General features: G+C 68.0%; 14 protein-coding genes and 1 pseudogene. 6 read left to right on the top strand and 9 right to left on the bottom strand.

All coding sequences use genetic code 11. The annotated features are described in order from the left end of the window. On the bottom strand, positions 1–684 hold a 684-nt coding region (locus K228_RS0120675; protein ID WP_025620152.1), incomplete at its 3' end, for a lytic polysaccharide monooxygenase. A gap of 450 nt (positions 685–1,134) precedes the next feature. Here K228_RS0120675 and K228_RS0120670 point away from each other — a divergent pair. Together K228_RS0120670 and K228_RS0120665 are read left to right on the top strand one after the other, a co-directional pair. Then, entirely contained in the window at positions 1,135–2,634 is a 1,500-nt protein-coding gene (locus K228_RS0120670; RefSeq protein WP_025620151.1) for a SulP family inorganic anion transporter, read from the top strand. Continuing rightward, a complete protein-coding gene (locus K228_RS0120665; protein ID WP_025620150.1) occupies positions 2,634–3,086 on the top strand; it encodes a MerR family transcriptional regulator in 453 nt (150 codons plus the stop codon). Before K228_RS0120670 ends, K228_RS0120665 begins: the two co-directional genes overlap by 1 nt. Positions 3,087–3,133: 47 nt before the next feature. Here K228_RS0120665 and K228_RS0120660 read toward each other — a convergent pair whose 3' ends face one another. The 6 genes from K228_RS0120660 to betA form a co-directional block, all read right to left on the bottom strand. Next, positions 3,134–3,937, bottom strand: a complete 804-nt coding sequence (locus K228_RS0120660; RefSeq protein WP_025620149.1) for an SAM-dependent methyltransferase — start codon at positions 3,935–3,937, stop codon at positions 3,134–3,136. A 189-nt stretch (positions 3,938–4,126) separates the two neighbouring features. Next, a complete protein-coding gene (locus K228_RS0120655; RefSeq protein WP_025620148.1) occupies positions 4,127–5,098 on the bottom strand; it encodes an ABC transporter substrate-binding protein in 972 nt (323 codons plus the stop codon). Positions 5,099–5,177: 79 nt separating this feature from the next. Continuing rightward, positions 5,178–7,172, bottom strand: a complete 1,995-nt coding sequence (locus K228_RS0120650; RefSeq protein WP_025620147.1) for an ABC transporter permease — start codon at positions 7,170–7,172, stop codon at positions 5,178–5,180. After that, entirely contained in the window at positions 7,172–8,251 is a 1,080-nt protein-coding gene (locus tag K228_RS0120645; protein ID WP_025620146.1) for a quaternary amine ABC transporter ATP-binding protein, read from the bottom strand. Before K228_RS0120645 ends, K228_RS0120650 begins: the two co-directional genes overlap by 1 nt. Before the next feature lie 167 nt (positions 8,252–8,418). Beyond that, positions 8,419–9,888: an aldehyde dehydrogenase family protein gene (locus tag K228_RS0120640; protein WP_025620145.1), complete on the bottom strand. Its 1,470-nt coding sequence runs from the start codon at positions 9,886–9,888 to the stop codon at positions 8,419–8,421. 64 nt (positions 9,889–9,952) lie between these two features. Next, a complete protein-coding gene (gene betA / locus K228_RS0120635) occupies positions 9,953–11,629 on the bottom strand; it encodes a choline dehydrogenase (protein ID WP_025620144.1) in 1,677 nt (558 codons plus the stop codon). A gap of 731 nt (positions 11,630–12,360) precedes the next feature. Between betA and K228_RS0120630 the strand changes: the two genes are divergently transcribed. Genes K228_RS0120630 through K228_RS0120615 form a run of 4 tightly spaced genes read left to right on the top strand, consistent with a single transcriptional unit; the run spans position 12,361 to position 16,109 of the window. Beyond that, a complete protein-coding gene (locus K228_RS0120630; protein WP_025620143.1) occupies positions 12,361–13,089 on the top strand; it encodes an ABC transporter permease in 729 nt (242 codons plus the stop codon). Then, complete coding sequence (locus K228_RS0120625) at positions 13,086–14,285, top strand: ABC transporter ATP-binding protein (RefSeq protein ID WP_025620142.1); 1,200 nt, start codon at positions 13,086–13,088, stop codon at positions 14,283–14,285. Before K228_RS0120630 ends, K228_RS0120625 begins: the two co-directional genes overlap by 4 nt. Further along, positions 14,282–15,067 carry an ABC transporter permease gene (locus tag K228_RS0120620; RefSeq protein WP_025620141.1) on the top strand — a complete coding sequence of 262 codons (786 nt, stop codon included), beginning with the start codon at positions 14,282–14,284 and terminating at the stop codon, positions 15,065–15,067. Before K228_RS0120625 ends, K228_RS0120620 begins: the two co-directional genes overlap by 4 nt. Before the next feature lie 58 nt (positions 15,068–15,125). After that, positions 15,126–16,109 carry a glycine betaine ABC transporter substrate-binding protein gene (locus K228_RS0120615; RefSeq protein ID WP_025620140.1) on the top strand — a complete coding sequence of 328 codons (984 nt, stop codon included), beginning with the start codon at positions 15,126–15,128 and terminating at the stop codon, positions 16,107–16,109. A 70-nt stretch (positions 16,110–16,179) separates the two neighbouring features. Here K228_RS0120615 and asnB read toward each other — a convergent pair. Further along, positions 16,180–18,953 (bottom strand): annotated as a pseudogene (gene asnB / locus K228_RS0120610) (asparagine synthase (glutamine-hydrolyzing)). Between the two features lie 58 nt (positions 18,954–19,011). Further along, entirely contained in the window at positions 19,012–20,085 is a 1,074-nt protein-coding gene (locus tag K228_RS0120605) for a hypothetical protein (RefSeq protein WP_029723814.1), read from the bottom strand. Positions 20,086–20,279 lie beyond the last annotated feature (194 nt).

Below are 20,279 nucleotides of genomic sequence, written 5' to 3'. Positions count from 1 at the left end.
GGTATGCGCCTGCCGAGCCCGGTAGGTCACCCCGTCGTACGTCACCTCGTCACCGACCTGGTAGGCGACCCCAACCGCCCAACCGTCACCGGGCGACGCGGTCCCCGACGGCGAAGGCGACGCGGTCCCCGACGGCGAAGGCGACGCAGTCCCCGACGGCGAAGGCGACGCCCCGCCGTCGATGTTCACGTCGATGCAGGAGTAGAACGCCATGGGGGTGTCGGCGACGTTCCACACCACGAGGACCTTCTGCCGGCCCACGTGGTCACCCAGGTCGACTGTGTGCGAGAGCCTGGACGGCGGCTGCACTCCACCACCGTCAAAGGTGGCCAACAGCTCGTCGCCGATGAAGTACTCCCAGCTACTGGTCTTGTGCGGGGCCGTCTTGATCCAGTCGAGGGTGACCGACCGGCCGACCGTGGCCGCGGGCCAGCCCCGGCTCTCGTCGTCGAGCACGGCAAACTCGGGGAGGCCGCCACTGCAGCTCTTCAGCCCTTTCGGCCCCTCGACGCTCTGTGGCTCGAACTGGATGGGGCCACAGTCGGACACCACACCCTGTGCGCAGAGCGCCTGCCGGCTGGGCGGTCCCGACACATAGCCGTGCGCCTGGGCGGGCGCGGCGACGGCCATCGTGGCCGTTACAGCTCCCATTGTCATCAATGGCAGGGCAAAGCGCTTGCGCATTGGTACAGCTCCTTAGACCTCATCGGCTCCGGAGGGCGCAACACTAAACGCAGACTGCCTGAGCAGCAAGAACAGGATGGGCCATTTCGGCATCCCGGAAACACCCGGTCAATAACATGCCATTATTTCGACTCACCCAATTCATCGTCCGAATATGCGGACAACACCAAATGCCGGATTTCCCGAGTCCGGTTCGGCTGATCACTTGACAGGTTCGGGACAGCGTGACGATCATCACGGGAGGCCAACTCTCCCCTCACCGAAGGGTAGAGTTCGTTCCCGGTCGTCGAGGTGCGGCTACTGGCCCCTCACGGTCCCTCCCGGGCAAGGTTGCCCGGATTAGCACCGGGTTTCCCAACCCAGACTGTTTGTGTACGAAATTCGGCACGTCCCGAGTAGGACGTGCCGATCTGTGTGTGCCCCGGCGCACACCCGAGTGGAAACGGCCGTATGTCTTCTGAGCTGCCCGCGGTCCCCCGGCCGCGCCTGTCCCGCCCGTCCTGGCTGACACCGAGGGTTCTTCGTACCGAGGTGCTCGCCGGTCTGGTCGTCGCCCTGGCGCTGGTTCCCGAGGCGATCAGCTTCTCGATCCTCGCCGGGGTGGACCCCCGCGTCGGGCTGTTCGCCTCCTTCACCATGGCCGTCGTCATCGCGATCTGTGGCGGCCGACCGGCGATGATCTCCGCGGCGACCGGGGCAATCGCTCTGGTCGTGGCACCGCTGGCGAAGGAGCACGGGCTCGACTACCTGATCGCCGCGGTGATCCTCGGCGGCATCTTCCAGGTGCTACTGGCGCTGCTCGGGGTCGCGAAGCTGATGCGGTTCATCCCCCGCAGCGTGATGGTCGGCTTCGTCAACGCGCTGGCCATCCTCATCTTCTCCGCCCAGGTGCCGTACCTGCTCGGGGTGCCGTGGCTGGTCTACCCGCTGGTCGGCCTGGCTCTGGCGATCATGATCGGGCTACCCCGAATCACCCGGGCCGTACCCGCTCCGCTGGTGACGATCATCGTCCTGACCGCCATCACGGTCATCGCCGGGATTGCCGTGCCGACCGTCGGCGACCAGGGCGAGCTGCCCAACAGCCTGCCCACCCTCGGGCTGCCGCAGATCCCCTGGACCGTCGATACCCTGACCCTGATCGCTCCGTACGCCCTCGGCGTCGCGCTGGTCGGGCTGATGGAGTCGCTGATGACCGCCAAGCTGGTGGACGACATCACCGACACCCACTCCAACAAGACCCGCGAGTCCTGGGGCCAGGGCGTCGCCAACATCGTCACCGGCTTCTTCGGCGGTATGGGCGGCTGCGCGATGATCGGCCAAACGATGATCAACGTCAAGGCGTCCGGCGCGCGGACCCGGCTGTCGACCTTCCTCTCCGGCGTGTTCCTGCTCATCCTGGTGGTCAGCCTGGGTGACGTGGTCGCCGCGATCCCGATGGCCGGCCTGGTCGCGGTGATGATCATCGTCTCGGTCTCGACGTTCGACTGGCACTCGGTGGCCCCGGCCACGCTGAAGCGGATGCCCTGGGGCGAGACGCTGGTCATGGTCGCCACCGTCGCCACGACCCTGGTCACCCACAACCTGGCCATCGGGGTGGTCCTCGGCGTCCTCACCGCGATGGTGATCTTCGCCAACCGGGTCGCGCACTTGGTGGAGGTCACCAGCGTGCTGGACCCCGATGGCGGGAGCCGCATCTACTCGGTGCACGGCGAGTTGTTCTTCGCCGCCAGCAACGATCTGGTCTACCAGTTCGACTACGCCAACGACCCGTCACACGTGGTCATCGACATGACCCACGCCCACGTCTGGGACGCCTCGTCGGTCGCGGCGCTGGACGCCATCACCACGAAGTACGCGGCTCGCGGCAAGACCGTCGAGATCATCGAGCTGAACCAGCCCAGTGCGGCCATCCACGGCAACCTGGCCGGCACCCTCGGCGGGGGCCACTGATGCCCGGCCCGGTGCCCGGTGGTCCCGCGCCCGGGTCCACCAGGCGCCCGTCGGGCGCCGGGCCGCTGATGCGAATCGGCGAGGCGGCCGAGCGGGTCGGGCTGAGCATTCGCACCATCCGGCACTACGAGGACGCCGGACTGATCATCCCGTCGGCCCGCAGCGAGGGCGGCTTCCGCCTCTACACCGATGCGGACCTGGAGCGTCTCGCGGTGGTGAAGCGGATGAAACCGCTCGGGTTCAGCCTCGACGAGATGCGGGCGCTGCTCGCCGTCCTGGACGCCCTGGTGACCGCCGACGCTGCCGACCGGCCCGCGCTGCTCGACCGGCTCGGCCTGTTCCACACCATCGCCGCCACTCGGGTGGAGACGCTACGCGAGCAGCTCCGCACCGCGGAGGGTTTCGCCAGCGCCCTGCGCCACCAACTCGACCAACACGGGGCCCACCACTGACGCCGGAGGGGCCGGACTCGGCCCCCCGGCCGCGGTGGCGCTGGTGGTCAGGGCTTGCGGGCAACCCCGCAGTAGCCGTCCACGACCGTCCGCGAGCCGTTCTCCGGTCGCCAGCGCCCCAGCGGCACGACACCGGGCTCGACCAGCTCGAGCCCGTCGAAGAAGGCGGCGAAGTCGGCGACCTCGCGCAGGTGGTACGGTGCCGCTCCGCTCTCGTTGTACTGCCGGTGGGACTCGATCACGCGCTCACTGGTGGCCGTGCCGTCGGACATCGTCAGGAAGCTGCCCGACGGCAGGGACGAGACCAGAGCGCGTACGGCATCCCGCGCCTGGGCAGGGTCCGCGACGTGGCCCATCACCCCCAACATCATCAGGCCGACCGGCTCGTCGAAGTCCAGCGTCGCCCGGGCCTCCCGGATGACCCGCTCCGCATCGTGCAGGTCGGCGTCGAGGTACTGGGTGGCGCCGGCCGGGTCGCTGGTCAGCAGCACCCGGGCATGCGCGAGAACCATCGGGTCGTTGTAGACGACGCGGGTCTGCGGTGCGATCCGCTGGGCGACCTGGTGGGTGTTGTCGGCGGTCGGCAGGCCGGTGCCGACATCGAGGAACTGGCGGATGCCGGCCTCGGCGGCGAGGTAGGTCACGGCCTGGCGCAGAAACTCCCGGGAGTAGCGAGCGGCCTCGACGATCTCCGGGAAGACCGCCCGAACCTGGTCACCGGCGGCCCGGTCCGAGGCGAAGTTGTCCTTGCCGCCCAACCAGTAGTTCCACACCCGCGCCGAGTGCGGCACCGATGCGTCCAACATGGAGCTGGTGTTTTCGGTCTGCGGCTCGGCCTGGTTCTGCGACACGTCGACCCCCGGTTTGGTTAGCTACGCCAACAGCACCGTCGTAGCGTAGCGACACCGCGACCCGTCCGTGGTCCCGCGAATCCATAGCGGAGCCCCGGGAGCTACCGGACAGACGGCAGGAGGTCGAGCAGACAGCTGTGCGGTGGCACCGGTGAATACCGGCGCCACCGCACAGGTCCTGCGAGATGGTCAGCTCTGCGGCAGCCAGGCCTCAACCTTGTCCTGGTTGGCCTCGACCCACTTCTCAGCCGCCTCCTCCGGCGACATGTTGTCCTGGGCGATGTACCGGGCCACCAGGTTCTGGTCCTCGTTGCTCCAGTTGAAGTTGTCGACCAGCTGGTAGGCGGGCCCATTGGCGTCGGCGAACGACTTGCTCACGATCTTGTCGAGGTCGTACACCGGGTAGTCGCAGGCGACCTTCTCCGGGTCGGCGTCGCAGCCCTCCTGGTACTCGGGCAGGTCCACCTTCACCAGCTCGATCTCGGAGAGGAACCACTGCGGGTCGTAGAAGTAGCCGAGCACCGGCTCCTTCTTCTCCTCCGCCTGACGGAACGCCTGGATCAGGGCCGGCTCACTGCCCGCGTAGACCACCTGGTAGTCCAGCCCCAGGTTCTTGACCAGGGCTTCGTCGTTGGTGACGAAGGACGGGTCACCGTCGAGCAGCTGCCCCTTGCCGCCGGACTCCGTGGTCTCGAAGAGGGAGGCGTACTTGTTCAGGTTGTTCCAGTCGGTGATGTCCGGGTACTCCTCGGCCATCCATGGCGGAACGTACCAGCCGATGACCCCCTCCACACCGGTCGAACCGGCGTTCACCGCGGTCTGCTGATCCTCGATGTACTTCTTCTTGAGGTCGTCGTGGCCCCAGTTCTCCACGATCGCGTCCACTTGGCCGGTGCCGAAGCCCTGCCAGGCGATCTCCTCCTTGAGGTCCTTCTTGACGACCTTGCAGCCGAGCTCGGTCTCGGCGACGTGGGCGATGACGGCCGCGTTCGCCTCGTACCCGACCCAGGGGTTGATCGCGATGGTGAAGGTGCTGCAGTCACCCGAGTCGGCGGCATCCGTCGACTCGATCTTGTCCCCACCGCACGCGGTGAGCGTGAGCGCCGCCACCGCGGACAGCGAGACGCCCGCCAGGACCCTCTTATTAACAATGGATCTCATTTACTGTCACCCTCCCAAAGGTGTTGTTCGTCGGTCAACTCCGGTTTCGCGGCCCCGGCGCACCGGAACGGCGGAGGAGTCACGTCTGGTTGGCGCTGGGAGCGCGGTCCGACCGCTGCGCGGCAGCCCGCGCGATCCGGTCAAGCATGATCCCGAGTACGACGATCGCGACGCCCGCCGCCAGGCCCTTGCCGTAGAGCTGCCCCTGCGAGAAACCGGCGACGACCTCGTAGCCGAGCGCACCGGCCCCGACGAGGCCACCGATGACCACCATCGACAGCACGTAGATGAGCCCCTGGTTGGTGGCGAGCAGCAAGGACTGTCGCGCCATCGGCAGCTGGACCTTCGTGATGGTCTGCCAGGTGTTGGAGCCGGCGGCAGTAGCCGCCTCCACCGTCGACTCCGGAATGGCGCGCACCCCGTCCGCGACGAGCTTGATGGCGACCGGCGCGGCGTAGACGACACCGGCGACGATCGCGCTGAAGCGGCTCACCGAGAAGAGGGCGACGACCGGGATCAGGTAGACGAAGGCCGGCATGGTCTGCCCGGCGTCCAGGACCGGCCGGATGACCCGATCGGCCCGGCTACTCCGGCCCATCCACACGCCGATGACCACTCCCAGCGTCACGACCAACAGCGTGGCCACGAGCGTCATGGCCAGAGTGACCATGCTGGCGTTCCAGAGCCCACTGCCGACCAACAGCCCCACACAGACCGCGGCGACGGCGGCGGCCCGCAGGTTGCCGATCAGCGCGGCGAGCAGCACGATCACCGCACCCATCAACCACCAGGGCGACTCGGCCAGCAGCGCCTCCAACGGGTTGAGCAACGCGATGGTCACGCCGTCCTTCACCGCCGCGGTAAGGTCCGCGAGGTTGTGCTGCGCCCACGTCGTCACCGTGGTCGCCCCCTGCGACAGATACTCGCCGAGCTGGCCGCCCTCCGGGAACTCAGAGGCCCACAGGTAGGTGTAGGACAGGTACGAGCAGACCGCGGCGACCAGCCCGAACCCGGCCAGGAGCAGCCGGCGGATCCGGGGATTGGCTTCCCCGCCGCCCTGCTCGGCGCGGATGCTGGCCGCCGTCGTGACCCGGTCCAGGACGATGGCCATCACCACGATCGCGACACCCGCGTTGAACGCGGTACCGACGTCGGTGGTCTGCAGGGCCTTGATCACCGTCTTTCCGAGGCCGGGAGCGTCGATCAGGGCCGCGACGGTCACCATCGCCAACGCCGCCATGATCGTCTGGTTGACGCCGAGCACAATCGTCCGCTTTGACAGCGGCAGGAGCGCCTTGGTCAACCGCTGCCGCCGGGTCGCGCCGAACGAGTCGGTGGCCTCCACCGGCGGTGCGGGCACCGAACGGATCCCGTGCGCGGTGATCCGGATCGCCGGCGGCATGGCGTAGATCAGGGTCGCGATTGTCGCGGAGGCCGGGCCGATCAGGAAGACCAGGGTCAGCGGCGCCAGGTAGACGAAGGTCGGCATCGTCTGCATGAGGTCCAACACCGGAGTGATCAACCGGTGGAACCGGTCCGACACCCCGGCCAGAATGCCCAGCGGAATGCCGAACAACAGCGAGACGAAGACCGCCACCAACGTCAACGCCAGCGTGTCCATGCTCTCCTGCCACAGCCCCTGCAGGCCGAAGAGAGTGAACCCACCCGCGGCGAGCAGCGCCACCCGCCAGTTGCCGAACGCCCAGGAGGCGTAGGAGACGAGCGCGACCACACCCAGCCACCCGAGCACCGGCACCGGCCGCCCGTACGCCGGTTGCGCGATGAGCCCCTGGACGAAGGTCACCAGCGCGTCCATCACCGCGCGAATCTCGTTGAAGAAGTACAGGAAGAGCGGGTTGCTGTTCCGGCTGGCGCCGACCGAGTCGTTGACGTCGTTGAGCCAGTGGTGCAGATCGGTCAGCGTGGCCCGGGGCAGCTCCAACATGTCCTGGCCGCGCAGCAGGGTCCAGGCGACGAGCCAGAGTGCGAGCAGGCCCACCACCGCGAGCGGCTTGGTGATTCGTCGACGTGGGGTGGTCCGCGTGGACGAGCCGGTCATGGTCGTCGTGGCCATTAGGCGCCCGCCTGATTGCCGGCGACAATGTCGAGGACCTCCGCATGGCCGACCACGCCCAGCAGTTCCCCGTTCTCGACGACCCGCACCGGCCGGTCGGCGGCGAGCACCGTGCGGACCGCGTCCCGCACGATCACACCCGGACCCAGCTCGGGGCCGTCCAGTTGGTCGGAGTCCCGGGCGGGACGCATGATCCACCGCAGCGTGAGGACGTCGGCGCGGGGCACGTCCTGGACGAAGTCACGCACGTAGTCGTCCGCCGGCGCCCCGACCAGCTCGTCCCCGGTCCCGGCCTGCACCACGTTGCCGTCGCGCATGAGCAGAATCCGGTCGCCGAGCTTGAGCGCCTCGGAGAGGTCGTGCGTGATGAAGACCATCGTCTTGCCAACCTGGCGGTGCAGCCGGATGACCTCGTTCTGCATGTCGCGGCGGATCAGCGGGTCCAGCGCGGAGAACGGCTCGTCGAAGAAGAGCACGTCCGGGTCACCGGCCAACGCCCGCGCCAACCCGACGCGCTGTTGCATCCCGCCGGAGAGCTGGTCCGGGTACGCGTTCTCGTAGCCGTCGAGGCCCACCAGCTCGATGACCTCGTTCGCCCGGCGGATCCGCTCGGCGCGGCCGGCGCCCCTGATCTCCAGGCCATAGCCGACGTTGTCGACCACCGTTCGGTACGGCAGGAGACCGAAGTGTTGGAAGACCATCGAGAACTTCCGGCGCCGGAGCTCCCGCAGCCGCTTCTTGTCGGCCCGCAGGATGTCCTCGCCCTCGAAGACCACCTCCCCCGCGGTCGGCTCGATCAGCCGGGTCAGGCAGCGCACCAGCGTGGACTTACCGGAGCCGGAGAGCCCCATCACGACGAAGACCTCACCGGGCGCGACGTCGAACGACACTTCCCGTACCGCGGCGGTACACCGGGCCCGCTCCCGTAGCTCCCGCCGAGACAGCGCCGCGAGCTCGGCCGAGCCGGGCACCCGCTCCGCGTTCGGCCCGAACACCTTCCACAGGTTCCGGACCGAGATCACCGGAGTCTGGTGATCATTGACCTGCCCGCGCGGCTGCACCGCCGTATCCGTGCTCATGCTGCCCACCCCGCCCGGTCGTTACTCCGCGACCTCGGCGCGCCCGTGCGGCACCGGGGTGCGCACGCGGGGATGGGCCCGCCGGGACGGCGGTGATAGTCGGTTGGGACAGACATGGCTGACTCGTCTCTTTCGTCGGGCGACGGCTGCGGGGTGGCGTGGGGGCGCTAGCCGCGGAACCAGTGCTGCGGACGGGGATCGGTGTTCTGCCAGATGTGCTTCATTTCCCGGTACTCGTTGAGCCCGGTCGGGCCCAGCTCGCGCCCGTTGCCGGACTGCCGGAAGCCGCCCCACTCCGCCTTGGGTACGTACGGGTGGTAGTCGTTGATCCAGACCGTGCCGTGCCGCAGCCGCTGCGCGACCCGCTGGGCCCGGCTGGCGTCGCTGGTCCAGACCGCGCCGGCGAGGCCGTAGTGGGTGTCGTTGGCGATGCGAACCGCCTCGTCCTCGTCGGTGAAGGTCTCGACGGTGAGGACCGGGCCGAAGGACTCCTCCTGGACCACGGACATGTCCCCACGACAGCCGTCAAGCACCGTCGGTAGGTAGTAGAAGCCGTTGGCGAGGCGGTCCTCTTCGGGGCGACGGCCACCACAGCGCAGTACCGCACCCTCGGCGATTCCAGCCGCGACGTACGACTCCACCTTGGACAGGTGGGCGGCGGAGATCAGCGGGCCGGTCTCCGCGTCGGCGTCGAAGGGCCCGCCGAGGCGAATCCGACGGGCGCGATCCACGACCGCATCCACGAAGGCGTCGTGGATGGACTCCTCGACCACGAGCCGGGTACCGGCCGAGCAGACCTGGCCCGAGTGCAGGAACACCGCGGTGAGCGCGAAGTCCACGGCGGCGTCGAAGTCGGCGTCGGCGAAGACAACGTTCGGGTTCTTGCCGCCGAGTTCGAGCGTCACCCGCTTCACCGTCGTCGCCGCCGCCGCCATCAGGCCCCGCCCGGTCTGCAGGCCCCCGGTGAACGAGACCAGGTCCACGTCCGGGTGCTCGGCCAGCGGTGCGCCGACCTCGGCACCGGCGCCGAGGACCAGATTGGCGACGCCCGGCGGCAGCCCGGCCTCGTCCAGCAGCCGCATCAGCAGGATCGCGGTCGCGGGGGTCAACTCGCTGGGCTTGAGGACGAAGGTGTTTCCGGCGGCGAGCGCCGGGGCGACCTTCCACGAGGTCTGCAGCAACGGGTAGTTCCAGGGCGTGATCAGCCCGCACACACCGATCGGCTCGTACTCGACCCGACTGATCGCGTCGCTGCGCCCGGTGTCCACGACGCGTCCGCCGTCGGTGTCGGCGAGGCCCGCGTAGTACCGGAAGCAGGCGGTCACGTCGTCGATGTCGTACTCGCTCTCCACCAGCCGTTTGCCGGTGTCGAGCGACTCCGCGCGGGCGAACTTCTGCTTGTCCCGCTGGAGGAGGTCGGCGACGCGGTGCAGCAGCGCACCGCGTTCGCCGGCCGGGGTCTTCGGCCACGGCCCCTCGTCGAACGCCTTCCGGGCCGCGCGGATCGCCGCGATCGTGTCGTCCCGGCTCCCCTCGGTGACGGTGGCCACCGGGGTGCCGTCGGCCGGGCAGCGGATCTCCCGGTGCCCGCCGGCTACCGACTCCCGCCACTGCCCATCGATGTAGAGGTCCTTCACGCGCAACTCCCCGGTGCACTCATCTGGTGGTTCCCTGACACAGCTCTGCCTTCGCGACGCGGCATCATGCCACCGCCGACGAACCGCGGTCGTGCCGGTAGTAGTCGAGCGACGACGGCGGCAACGGCGTGTTGCCCAGGATGAGGTCCGCCGCCTTCTCGGCGACCATCATTACCGGTGCGTAGATGTTCCCGTTGGTGACATACGGCATCACCGACGCGTCCACCACCCGCAACCCGGTCACCCCGTGCACCCGCATGTCGGTGGGGTTCACCACAGACATGTCGTCGGTCCCCATCTTGGCCGTGCAGGACGGGTGCAGCGCGGTCTCACCCTCGCGGGCGACCCAGTCGAGGATCTCCTCGTCGGTCTGGACCTCGGGCCCGGGGGAGATCTCACCACCGCTGAACGGCGCCAACGCCGACTGGCCGAGGATGTCGCGGGTCACCCGGACCGCCTCCACCCACTCCCGTCGATCCTGCTCGGTGGAGAGGTAGTTGAACCGCAGGGCCGGGTGCACCCGAGGGTCACGGTTGACGATCTTGACTATACCGCGGGCGTCGGAGTACATCGGGCCGATGTGCACCTGGTAGCCGTGGCCACCGGAGGGAGAGGAGCCGTCGTAGCGGACCGCGATCGGCAGGAAGTGGAACATGAGGTTCGGGTAGTCGACGGTGTCGTTGCTCCGGACGAAGCCGCCCGCCTCGAAGTGGTTGGTGGCGCCCAGACCCGTCCGTCCGAACAGCCACTTGGCGCCGATCCACGGCGCGTACCGCCAGTTCAGGTAGGGCTGGATCGTCACTGGCTGGGTGCAGGCGTGCTGGATGTAGACCTCCAGGTGGTCCTGCAGGTTCTCGCCCACCCCGGGCAGGTTCGCGACGGTGTCGATGCCCAGGCCGCGCAGTTCGTCGGCGTTACCCACGCCGGACAGCTGCAGCAACTGCGGCGTGTTGATCGCGCCACCGCTGAGGATCACCTCGTTGGCGTACACCCGGTGGGGGGTCGTCCCTCGGCCGCGGGTGTACTCGACGCCCACGGCGCGGGTGCCCTGGAAGATGACGCGGGTGACGAAGGCGCGGGTACGCACCTCGAGGTTGGGTCGCTTCATCGCCGGGCGCAGGTAGGCCTGGGATGCGGAGAACCGCCGGCCACGACGAACGTTCCGGTCAAACGGGGCGAAACCCTCCTGCTGCGCACCGTTGACGTCGGTGGTACGGGGGTAGCCGGCCTGCTCCGCCGCCGCCAGCATGGCCTGGATCACCGGGTTGTCCGCGGAGCCACGCTCCAACAGCAACGGGCCGTCGTGGCCACGGAACGGGTCGTCCGGATCCGCCCCCAGGGCGGACTCCATCTTGTTGAAGTACGGCAGACAGTGGGCGAAGTCCCAGGTCTCCATGCCCGGGTCGGCGCCCCACCGCTCGTAGTCCAACGGGTTGCCCCGCTGGAAGATCATCCCGTTGATGCTGCTCGACCCACCCAGCACCTTGCCCCGGGCGTGGTAGATGCGCCGCCCGTGCATGTGCGGCTCCGGCTCCGAGTTGTACTGCCAGTCGTAGAACCGGCTCCCGATCGGAAACGGCAGCGCCGCCGGCATGTGGATGAAGACGTCCCACGGGTAGTCGGGACGACCCGCCTCCAGAACCAGAACCCGGTTGCCCGGGTCGGCGGAGATCCGGTCGGCGAGCGCGCTGCCGGCAGAACCGCCACCAACGATGACGTAATCGTAACGCTGGGTTGTCACTTCCACTCACCTCACTTAACTGGTCGCGGAACTCGTCGAACCCGGGCATGACGACAGGACGAATCTGCGACTTGATGGCATGGCGCACGTCACTCCACAGTCGCGTCCGTCCGGTGCGTCCGCACCGGCTCCCGACCGGCCGCGCGCTCCCGACCGGTTCGGGGGTCGAACCGGATGCGTGCAGGGATGCAACCTTACCTCGCGTTCTGCGGCACCCCGTCAGCCCACACGCTCCTGACCTGCGCATACGGAAGAGATCACAGGACGAGGAACACAAGATAACGTTCTTGCACCCATGCGAACCGAATCAGGACAGTACGGCACGACCATCCCAGCCACCGCCGGGGCAGACACCTCGCCATCGAGACACCTCGGCGCCGCGGCCACCACCCGGGCATGGCGGCAACTGACGGCACAGATCGACCGTCGCCATCAGCGCCTTTCGCCCGCTCTATCCCACATCCCGCACTCGATGCCCACGAGGGCACGCAGTCCCCGGTGTGACGTTGAGTTAGGATTGTGCTCCAAAATGACGAGGCAAGGGAGGACGGCGGCTTCGAACCGACGCGGGCCCGTGCTCCCTGAGTCGCGGTTCAGCCCCTGGTCGGACCCCTTTGCCACCATCGGCCGATCACCACTCGCTGATGGCTGACCCGCTTTCGCTACGGCCCACCCAGCCGCTCCTTGACCCCAGGGCCACGAATGCCACAGCAGGAGGTGACAGGTGACACATGACGTTCCTCGAATATCTACAAAGTCGGCGTGAGCTGTTACTCGCACAGACCCTCGAACACGCGACAATTGTGCTGATGTCCGTCGCCCTGGCGACGGTCATCGGCGTCTTGATCGCCCTCTGGACCTACCGCAACCCACGCGCCCGGGCCGTCGCGACGGCTATGGCCGCGGCCATGCTCACCATCCCATCATTCGCCCTACTCGGCCTCCTGATCGCACCACTCGGGCTGGGCTACGCGCCCACGCTGGTGGCTCTCACCATGTACGCCCTGCTGCCGATCCTGCGGAACACCATCGTGGGCCTGAGCGAGATCGACCCGGCCCTGACCGAGGCCGCGCGGGGAATCGGCATGAGCCGAATCCGATCCCTGACCACTGTGGAGATTCCGCTCGCCTGGCCGGTCATCCTGACCGGGATTCGGGTGTCCACCCAGATGACGATGGGGATCGCCGCAGTCGGCGCCTATGTCGGCGGCCCCGGGCTGGGCCATCAGATCTTCGATGGCCTCGCCAATCTCGGCGGCGTGAACTCCCTGAACCAGGCTCTGGTCGGAACGGTCGGCGTCATCGTGCTGGCACTCACCGTCGACTTTGCCCTCGCTCTGTTGGGCAAGCTCACCCAGGCCGGGCAACGACCGAATTTACTCCGCCCCCGCCTGGCGCGCCGCCCGGCGCTCACGCCCACCACAGCAGTCCCTTCCCCCTCCCTCGGAGGCCGAGAATGAGCCGCGACGTAATGATCGATCTGCAGCAGGTCAGCAAGTTCTACCGGGGACAGAAGGCCCCGGTCGTCGACAACATGTCGATGACGATCCAGCAGGGCGAGATCATCGTCTTCGTCGGCCCCTCCGGCTGCGGCAAGACCACCACCATGAAGATGATCAACCGGTTGATCGAGCCCAGCAGCGGCCGGATCCTCATCGACGGCACCGACGTGACCGCGCTAGACGGCAACGACCTACGCCGGCAGATCGGCTATGTCATTCAGCAGGTGGGGCTCTTTCCACACATGAGCGTCGCCACCAACGTCGGGCTGGTGCCCAAGATGCTCGGCTGGGACCGCAAGCGGATCGAGGCCCGGGCCGACGAACTCCTCCACCTCGTCGGCCTCGAACCGGCCATCTACCGCAACCGACTGCCCCGCCAACTCTCCGGCGGGCAGCAGCAGCGCGTCGGGGTGGCCCGGGCGCTCGCCGCGGATCCGCCGGTGATGCTGATGGACGAGCCCTTCGGCGCCACCGACCCGATGACCCGGGACCGGTTGCAGAACGAGTTCCTCCGCCTGCAGGAGCAGTTGCGCAAGACCATCGTCTTCGTCACGCACGACTTCGACGAGGCGATCAAGATGGGTACGCGGATCGCCGTCCTCGGCGAGAGGTCCAAGATTCGGCAGTTCGACACCCCGGAAAACCTGCTGGCGAATCCCGCCGACAGCACCGTTGCCCAGTTCATCGGCCGCGGTGCCCGGCTCAAGCAGCTCGACCTGCGCCGGGTTGACGCGATCGCGTGGGAGGACGTCCCGCTGATCCAGCCGGACAAGGCCGCCAACGGCGCGAAGCGCCAGCTGGAGCAGACCGAAGGCTCCTCGGCATTGACCGTGGACGCCGACAATCGGCCGCTGCGCTGGGTAAACGCCCACGATCTGGCCGCTGGCGCGGGCGCTCTCGACGGGGCCGGCCAGACGGTGACGACGGTCGAGCCGCAGGCAACGCTCCGCGACGCCCTGGACGCGATGCTCGCCTCCCGCGACGGCGCCGCGGTCGTGGTTGACGAGGACGGCCGCTACGCCGGCACGGTAACGCTCGACGGTCTGATGCAGGTGATCCACCACGCGTCAGAGCAGGAGGAGCCGGGCGCCGGGGTTCCTGACCAGCGTGCGGGCGCGACCACCGCCGCCGAGCTCGCCCCGGAGCAGCGATGAGCAGCGCCACCCAGATCCGGGCCGAAGAGACCATACTCACCCCAGCGTCCCGCTGGCGCGGGATGCTGGGGCGACACGCCACGATGCCAGCGCTCCTCGCCGTGGTGTTGCTCGGCACCTACCTCTGGGTCAGCGCCACGGACCTGGACGACATCGAACAGCGTGCCCTGGAGGCCAACAAACTGCTGCGGGCGGTCGGCGAGCATGTGACGCTCACCGCGCTGACCACCGTGCTCGTCGTGGCGATCGCCGGTGGGGGTGGCATCCTGCTCACCCGTCCGTCCATACGGTGGCTGGCTCCGTTCGCCACCGGCCTGGCCAACATCGGTCAGGCGACCCCCGCGATCGGGCTGCTCGTCCTGTTGAGCATCTTCCTCGGCATCGGCTTCTCGACCACGTTGATCTGTCTGGTCGCCTACTCCGTCCTCCCGGTACTCCAGAACACCATCGTCGGGATCAACCAGGTGGACCGCCATCTGATCGAGGCGGGACGGGGCATCGGGATGTCACCCCTGGCTGTCCTGCTCCGGATCGAACTGCCGTTGGCCGTTCCGGTCATCCTCGCCGGGGTGCGGACCGCACTCGTCCTCGCCGTCGGCGTGGCCACCCTCGCCACGTTCATCAACGCCGGAGGTCTGGGTTCGCTGATCGTGACCGGGATCAAACTCCAACGCGAAACGATCCTCGTCACCGGAGCCGTCCTGACCGCGACCCTGGCGTTGACGCTGGACTGGCTGGGCGGAGTGATCTCCGACCTGCTCCGGCCCCGTGGGCTCGACTGAGCGGCGTCGCTCGCACCTACCCACCACCGACACTCGCACTACCCCAAGGAAGGTAACGATGCGAAATCGAACCGCACTCACCCGCCTGGCGACCGGCTCCGCGGTGGTCGCCCTCGCGCTCACCGGCTGCTCGGTGACGACTGACGAGTCCGGCGCCGACGTCGCGGTCGGCGAGGGATCGATCAAGGAGGACGCCACCCTCAAGGGACAGACCGTCGTCGTCGGTTCCAAGGACTTCACCGAGAACATCGTCTTCGGGCACATCACGATGCAGGCGCTGACCGCAGCCGGCGCGGAGGTCGAGGACCAGACCAACATCAAGGGCTCGGTCAACGTCCGCAAGGCGCTGCTCAGCGGCGACGTCGACGTCTACTGGGACTACACCGGTACGGCGTGGATCACCTACCTCGACCACACCGACCCGATCCAGGACTCCGCCGAGCAGTACGCGGCCGTGGTCAAGGAGGACAAGGAGAAGAACAACGTGGTCTGGGGGGCGTACGCTCCCGCGAACAACACCTACGCCATCGCGCTGCGGGAGGAGAAGGCCGAGGAGTGGAACCTCTCGACCCTCTCCGAACTGGCCGAATTCGCCAAGAGCAACCCGCAGGAAGCGACGTTCTGCCTGGAGACAGAGTTCGTCGGCCGTAACGACGGCTGGCCCGGAATGACCGCGGCGTACGGGATGGACGTTCCGGAGGACAACGTCAAGGTCGTCGACACCGGCGTCGTCTACACCGAGACGAAGAAGGGTGAGGCCTGCAACTTCGGCGAGGTCTTCACCACCGACGGCCGGATCAGCCACCTGAACCTGCGGGTGCTGGAGGATGACCGGAGCTTCTTCCCGATCTATAACCCGGCTCCCACCCTCAACGGCGAGACCGCCGAGTCGTACGGCGCCATCCTGACGATCCTCGAGCCGGTGATCGCCAAGCTCGACGACGAAACCCTGCGCGGGCTCAACGAGAAGATCGACGTCCAGGGCGAGCCGGTGGCCCAGGTCGTCTCCGATTGGATGAAGGCTGAGGGCTTCATCGGCTAAGGCCGCTAACCGCCAGACCGACACCGCCGATGCCCCCTACCTCGGGGCGTCGGCGGTTTTGCGTTCCGGCTCAGCCGCCGGTGTGGCACACCCGTGGCCGCCACTACCGCCCGCGACCCCGCGCTGGTGCTGGGCCACCACAACGGCGAACGGCGTCTGCTCGCGGGCCTGGCCGAGTGGGTTGTCGACGAACGCCGCCACCAGCACCGCCTCCGGTAGGTCGGCGTCCTGACCCAGGATGTCCTGACCGAAGTCATTGGCGTCGATGATCACTGTGCCCCCGAATCGCTCCGCGAACTCGGCGGGCAGGGCCGCCCGGATCGCCGCCGAGATGTCCTGGGCGACCCGATCCGGATCGTGCGGCGCCAGCTTCGCCGATATGTTCGCCGGGTAGGCCGAGTACTCGGTGGGCCCGTCGATGGCGCGTACCGCCGGACCGGCGACCCGGTAGAACAGCCCCCGTCGCCCGACCGCCTTCCCGGCCGCCCCGGCTGCTGCAGCGGTGAGGATGCGGGGCAGTCCTGCCTCCTGGATAGCCAGCTGCATCGTGGCCGGATGCCCCAGCCCAATGCCGTACGGGGTACGCAGGACACCTCGCGACAGCAAGCGCGCCCAGGTTCCGCTCCTGATGTCGGTCACGTTGAAGATTCGCCCCTGCGCGACCGCGACCACCTTCTCACTGACAAACAGGTACCAGGGTCCGGCTGTTGCCAGTTGCTGGACGGGAAACGGCATCTCCGCCCCCTGTTTGTAGAACTCACCGACCCGGTTGACGGCGAGCGCGGGGACGTCGTCACCGGTGGCGATAAGGTCGGTTCGCAGCGGAAACCGGGCCCAGGCGCCACCGGGCGTCAGCAACTCCTTCCCCTGGTTGGGAACGAAGTCCGGCTTCGGCAGCGCCGGCGGGTCCGCCCCCTGGTCGGTGTCCGAGCCAGTGCCCCGCTGGACGCCGACCCGGGCCGGCTCCGCCGCCCCCGAGGTGCCCGCATCGCTGGTCGGGTGCGGGTCGATGAACTCGCGCAGCCACAGTTCAACATTGAGCATCCGCCAGAACGTCATGGTTTCCACACCGCCCCGGCTGGCGACGTAGTCCTCGAATGCCTGGAGCACGGCTCGCTGGTCGAAGTAGGGTCGCGCACCGAACGACCGGGAGGCGAAGATGAGATACACGTCGTTCTTGATGCGCTGGAACCAGCTGTCCTCGGGCGTGGTGAACCCAATCTTGTTGCGACGTCGATTGACCAGCCGGGGCAGCAGGTCAACGGTCGCGTCCCGCAGTGCCCGCTTGTTCCAGCCGTGATGGATGATTGCGGACGGGTCAAGCGACCACACGGTACGCACCAGAGCGGCGTCGAGAAACGGCACCCGACCCTCGATCGAGAATCGCATACTGTTCCGATCCTCGTAGCGGAGCAACGCGGGAAGGCTGTGCCGGAAGAGGTCGGAGGCCAGCCGGGCCTTGATGTCATTGCGCACCATCGGGAAGCGCTCGTACCGATAGGTTTCGGCGAAGTCCCGGCCCAGCAGGGCGACCGTCGGTGTCCGTCGCCGACGACCAACGACATCGGTCAGCCGGGTGCGGCCCAGGCGCCAGAGCACGTCGACGGAGCGGAGCAGCTCTCCGGCCACCCGGCCACCGCGCAGGCCGCGCAGGTGCACCAGATAGTAGGGCAGGTAGCCGGCGAGCAGCTCGTCTGCGCCCTGACCGTCGAGCATCACCGTCACATGTTGGCTCGCCTCGCGCATCACGCAGTACTGCGCGTACGGTGCGGTGGAGATGACCGGTTCTTCCTGGGTCCGGATGAAGTCCCGCAGATCAACCAGAAAGCGGTCCGGGGTCGGGCGCACCTTGTGCACCTGGAGTGCCTCGCCACAGGTGGCCGCGACCGCGTCGACGTAGCGTTCCTCGTCGTTTCGTTCCCCGGGGAAGACCGCGGAGAAGGTCTGTTGCGTCGCACCAACGGGTCGGGTGGTGTCGCCGGCGGCGGCCATCATGTGATGAATGCTGGCCACCACGGTCGAGGAGTCCAAGCCACCGGAGAGGGCCGTGCCGACCGGGACGTCGCTGACCAGCCGAGCCCGGATCGCTCGGTCGAGCACCGCCCGGAACCGCTCCTGGGCTGCCTGGTCATAGCGGGTCGGCGCCGCCGCCAGCGCATCCATGTCGTCGTAGAGGCGGGTGTAGGTCGAGCGTTGGATTGCGCCGTCCGAGGTGAGCAGGGCGATCTCTCCCGGCATCAACCGGGTGACCCCGTGGAAGAACGTCCGCGGGGTGTCATCGTGGATCCGGAACCGTAGGTATCGGTAGATGGTGTGGTCGTCGGGGCTGGGCGTGATCGCACCGGCGGCGAAGAGGGGACGGATCTCACTGGCGAAGAAGACCCGTCCGTCTCCGTCGTCGGCGAGGTACAGCGGTTTGATGCCGAACTGGTCCCGGGCCAGCACCACCTCGCCCCGCTCCAGATCGGCGATTGCCAGGGCGAACATTCCATCGAAGCGGTCGAAGGCGGCCCGGCCCCATTGGATCCACGCGGTCAGCACCACCTCGGTGTCACTTTCCGTGGTGAATCGATGGCCGAGATCGCTCAACTCCGCGCGCAGTTGCCGATAGTTGTAGACCTCGCCGTTGTAGCTCAGCACGTATCGGCCGTCCGCCGAGTGAAACGGTTGCTTCCCACCGGCTCGATCGATGACCGCCAGCCGCCGGTGCGCCAACCCGATCAGCCCTTCGGCCAGGTACCCATCTCCGTCGGGGCCCCGGTGGACCTGGGCGTCGGCCATCCGGCGTAGCACCGGCTCACCCCAGAATGCGCTGATGCCGATGTAGCCCGCTATCCCGCACATTAGAAGATCACCTCTGGGTTCACGATTCGCGCATTGTTTGATGGGAGTTTCTCGAGGCTCAGCCTGGACAGCCGGCCACATTGACACAGTTGTTGGGCCGATTTTTCGTCACCACGGTGCCGGTTGCCGTATTCAGCTCGACTGTTCCACCAGCCTCATTGAAGACTCCACCACCGTCGGCGACAGCAGTGTTCTTCTTGATCGTGGTGCCATAGAGGGTGAGCGCACCGACGGCATCGTTGTAGACACCCCCGCCCCGAGTGGCTTGATTGCCCTGGACCTCGGTGTCGAACAGCGCCAACACTCCAGCGTTGAAGACGCCCCCGCCATCGGTGTTGGCGGTGTTGCCCTTGATGAGACCCTGCTGCACGGTCGCGGAGGACGTACTGTTGATGATCAGTCCGCCGCCCCCGCTGCGGGCCGCGTTGTCGGCGATAGCGACCCGCCGCAGGTGCAGCTGCACGGAGATGGCGACGACCCCGGCACCCTCGGTGTTGGAGGAGTTACGAAGCACGTGCGAGTCGGTGAGCAGGGCGCTTCCTCCGGTGGCGAGCAGTCCGCCACCGATGACGGAGGTTGCCCGGTTTCCGGTGATCGCGCTGCGGGCGATGACAACGGCCCCGGCACTGGAGATGCCCCCGCCGTTCGCGCTGACGTTCTCGCCCACGGAAGAGGAGTGCAGCTCGAGAGCACCGGTGCTGGCGACCCCACCCCCACTCCCACCGGCGGTGTTCCGTTCGATGTGGGAGTGCGTGACGGTGGCGGTGCCCGCATTCCGAATGCCGCCGCCCTCCTGGGCGCTGATGTTGCGCACGATCCTGCTGTGCTCAAGGGTGAGGGCACCACCGGCGGCCACGAAGATCCCCCCGCCATCCTCGGCGGTCTGACCGCCGGTGATCTTCAGGTGGTGGAGGGTGAGGTCACCGCCGACGTCAACGGTGAAGATCCGGAACTCGTCCACGGCGGCGGCGCGTTCGATCGTGGTCTTCTTGCCGCCGTTGAGGGTGATCGGGGTGACGATCGCGGGCAGACCGGCACCGTCGATGTCGGCGGTGAGCAGGTAGGTGCAGTCCTTGGCCAGGTCGAACACGCCACCGCCGGTGGCGTTGGCGGACGTGATCGCGGCGATCAGCGCGTCCGCGTCGCAGGCGACCGCCGTACCCTTCGGCCGCTTCTGCCCATCGGCCTCGGTGGTGGTGCGTCCGACCGCGTGGGCGGCCGGGGCGACAGCGAGGCCGACCAGGGCGAGCGCGACGCTGGTCGCCACAGCCAACCCGGTGGCAGACCACCGCCGGGCCCGGGTGCGGTTCGCGCCCGGCCGCGCCG

It is taken from the genome of Salinispora cortesiana, from assembly GCF_000484695.1.
Taxonomy (GTDB): domain Bacteria; phylum Actinomycetota; class Actinomycetes; order Mycobacteriales; family Micromonosporaceae; genus Micromonospora; species Micromonospora cortesiana.
This window is presented reverse-complemented; position numbering and strand designations above follow the sequence as displayed.

Bases quoted from the DNA above. Each gene is read 5' to 3' on its own strand.
- K228_RS0120670 (WP_025620151.1), top strand. From the start codon at position 1,135: ATGTCTTCTGAGCTGCCCGCGGTCCCCCGGCCGCGCCTGTCCCGCCCG.
- K228_RS0120665 (WP_025620150.1), top strand. From the start codon at position 2,634: ATGCCCGGCCCGGTGCCCGGTGGTCCCGCGCCCGGGTCCACCAGGCGC.
- K228_RS0120655 (WP_025620148.1), bottom strand. From the start codon at position 5,098: ATGAGATCCATTGTTAATAAGAGGGTCCTGGCGGGCGTCTCGCTGTCC.
- K228_RS0120650 (WP_025620147.1), bottom strand. From the start codon at position 7,172: ATGGCCACGACGACCATGACCGGCTCGTCCACGCGGACCACCCCACGT.
- K228_RS0120645 (WP_025620146.1), bottom strand. From the start codon at position 8,251: ATGAGCACGGATACGGCGGTGCAGCCGCGCGGGCAGGTCAATGATCAC.
- K228_RS0120630 (WP_025620143.1), top strand. From the start codon at position 12,361: ATGACGTTCCTCGAATATCTACAAAGTCGGCGTGAGCTGTTACTCGCA.
- K228_RS0120625 (WP_025620142.1), top strand. From the start codon at position 13,086: ATGAGCCGCGACGTAATGATCGATCTGCAGCAGGTCAGCAAGTTCTAC.
- K228_RS0120620 (WP_025620141.1), top strand. From the start codon at position 14,282: ATGAGCAGCGCCACCCAGATCCGGGCCGAAGAGACCATACTCACCCCA.
- K228_RS0120615 (WP_025620140.1), top strand. From the start codon at position 15,126: ATGCGAAATCGAACCGCACTCACCCGCCTGGCGACCGGCTCCGCGGTG.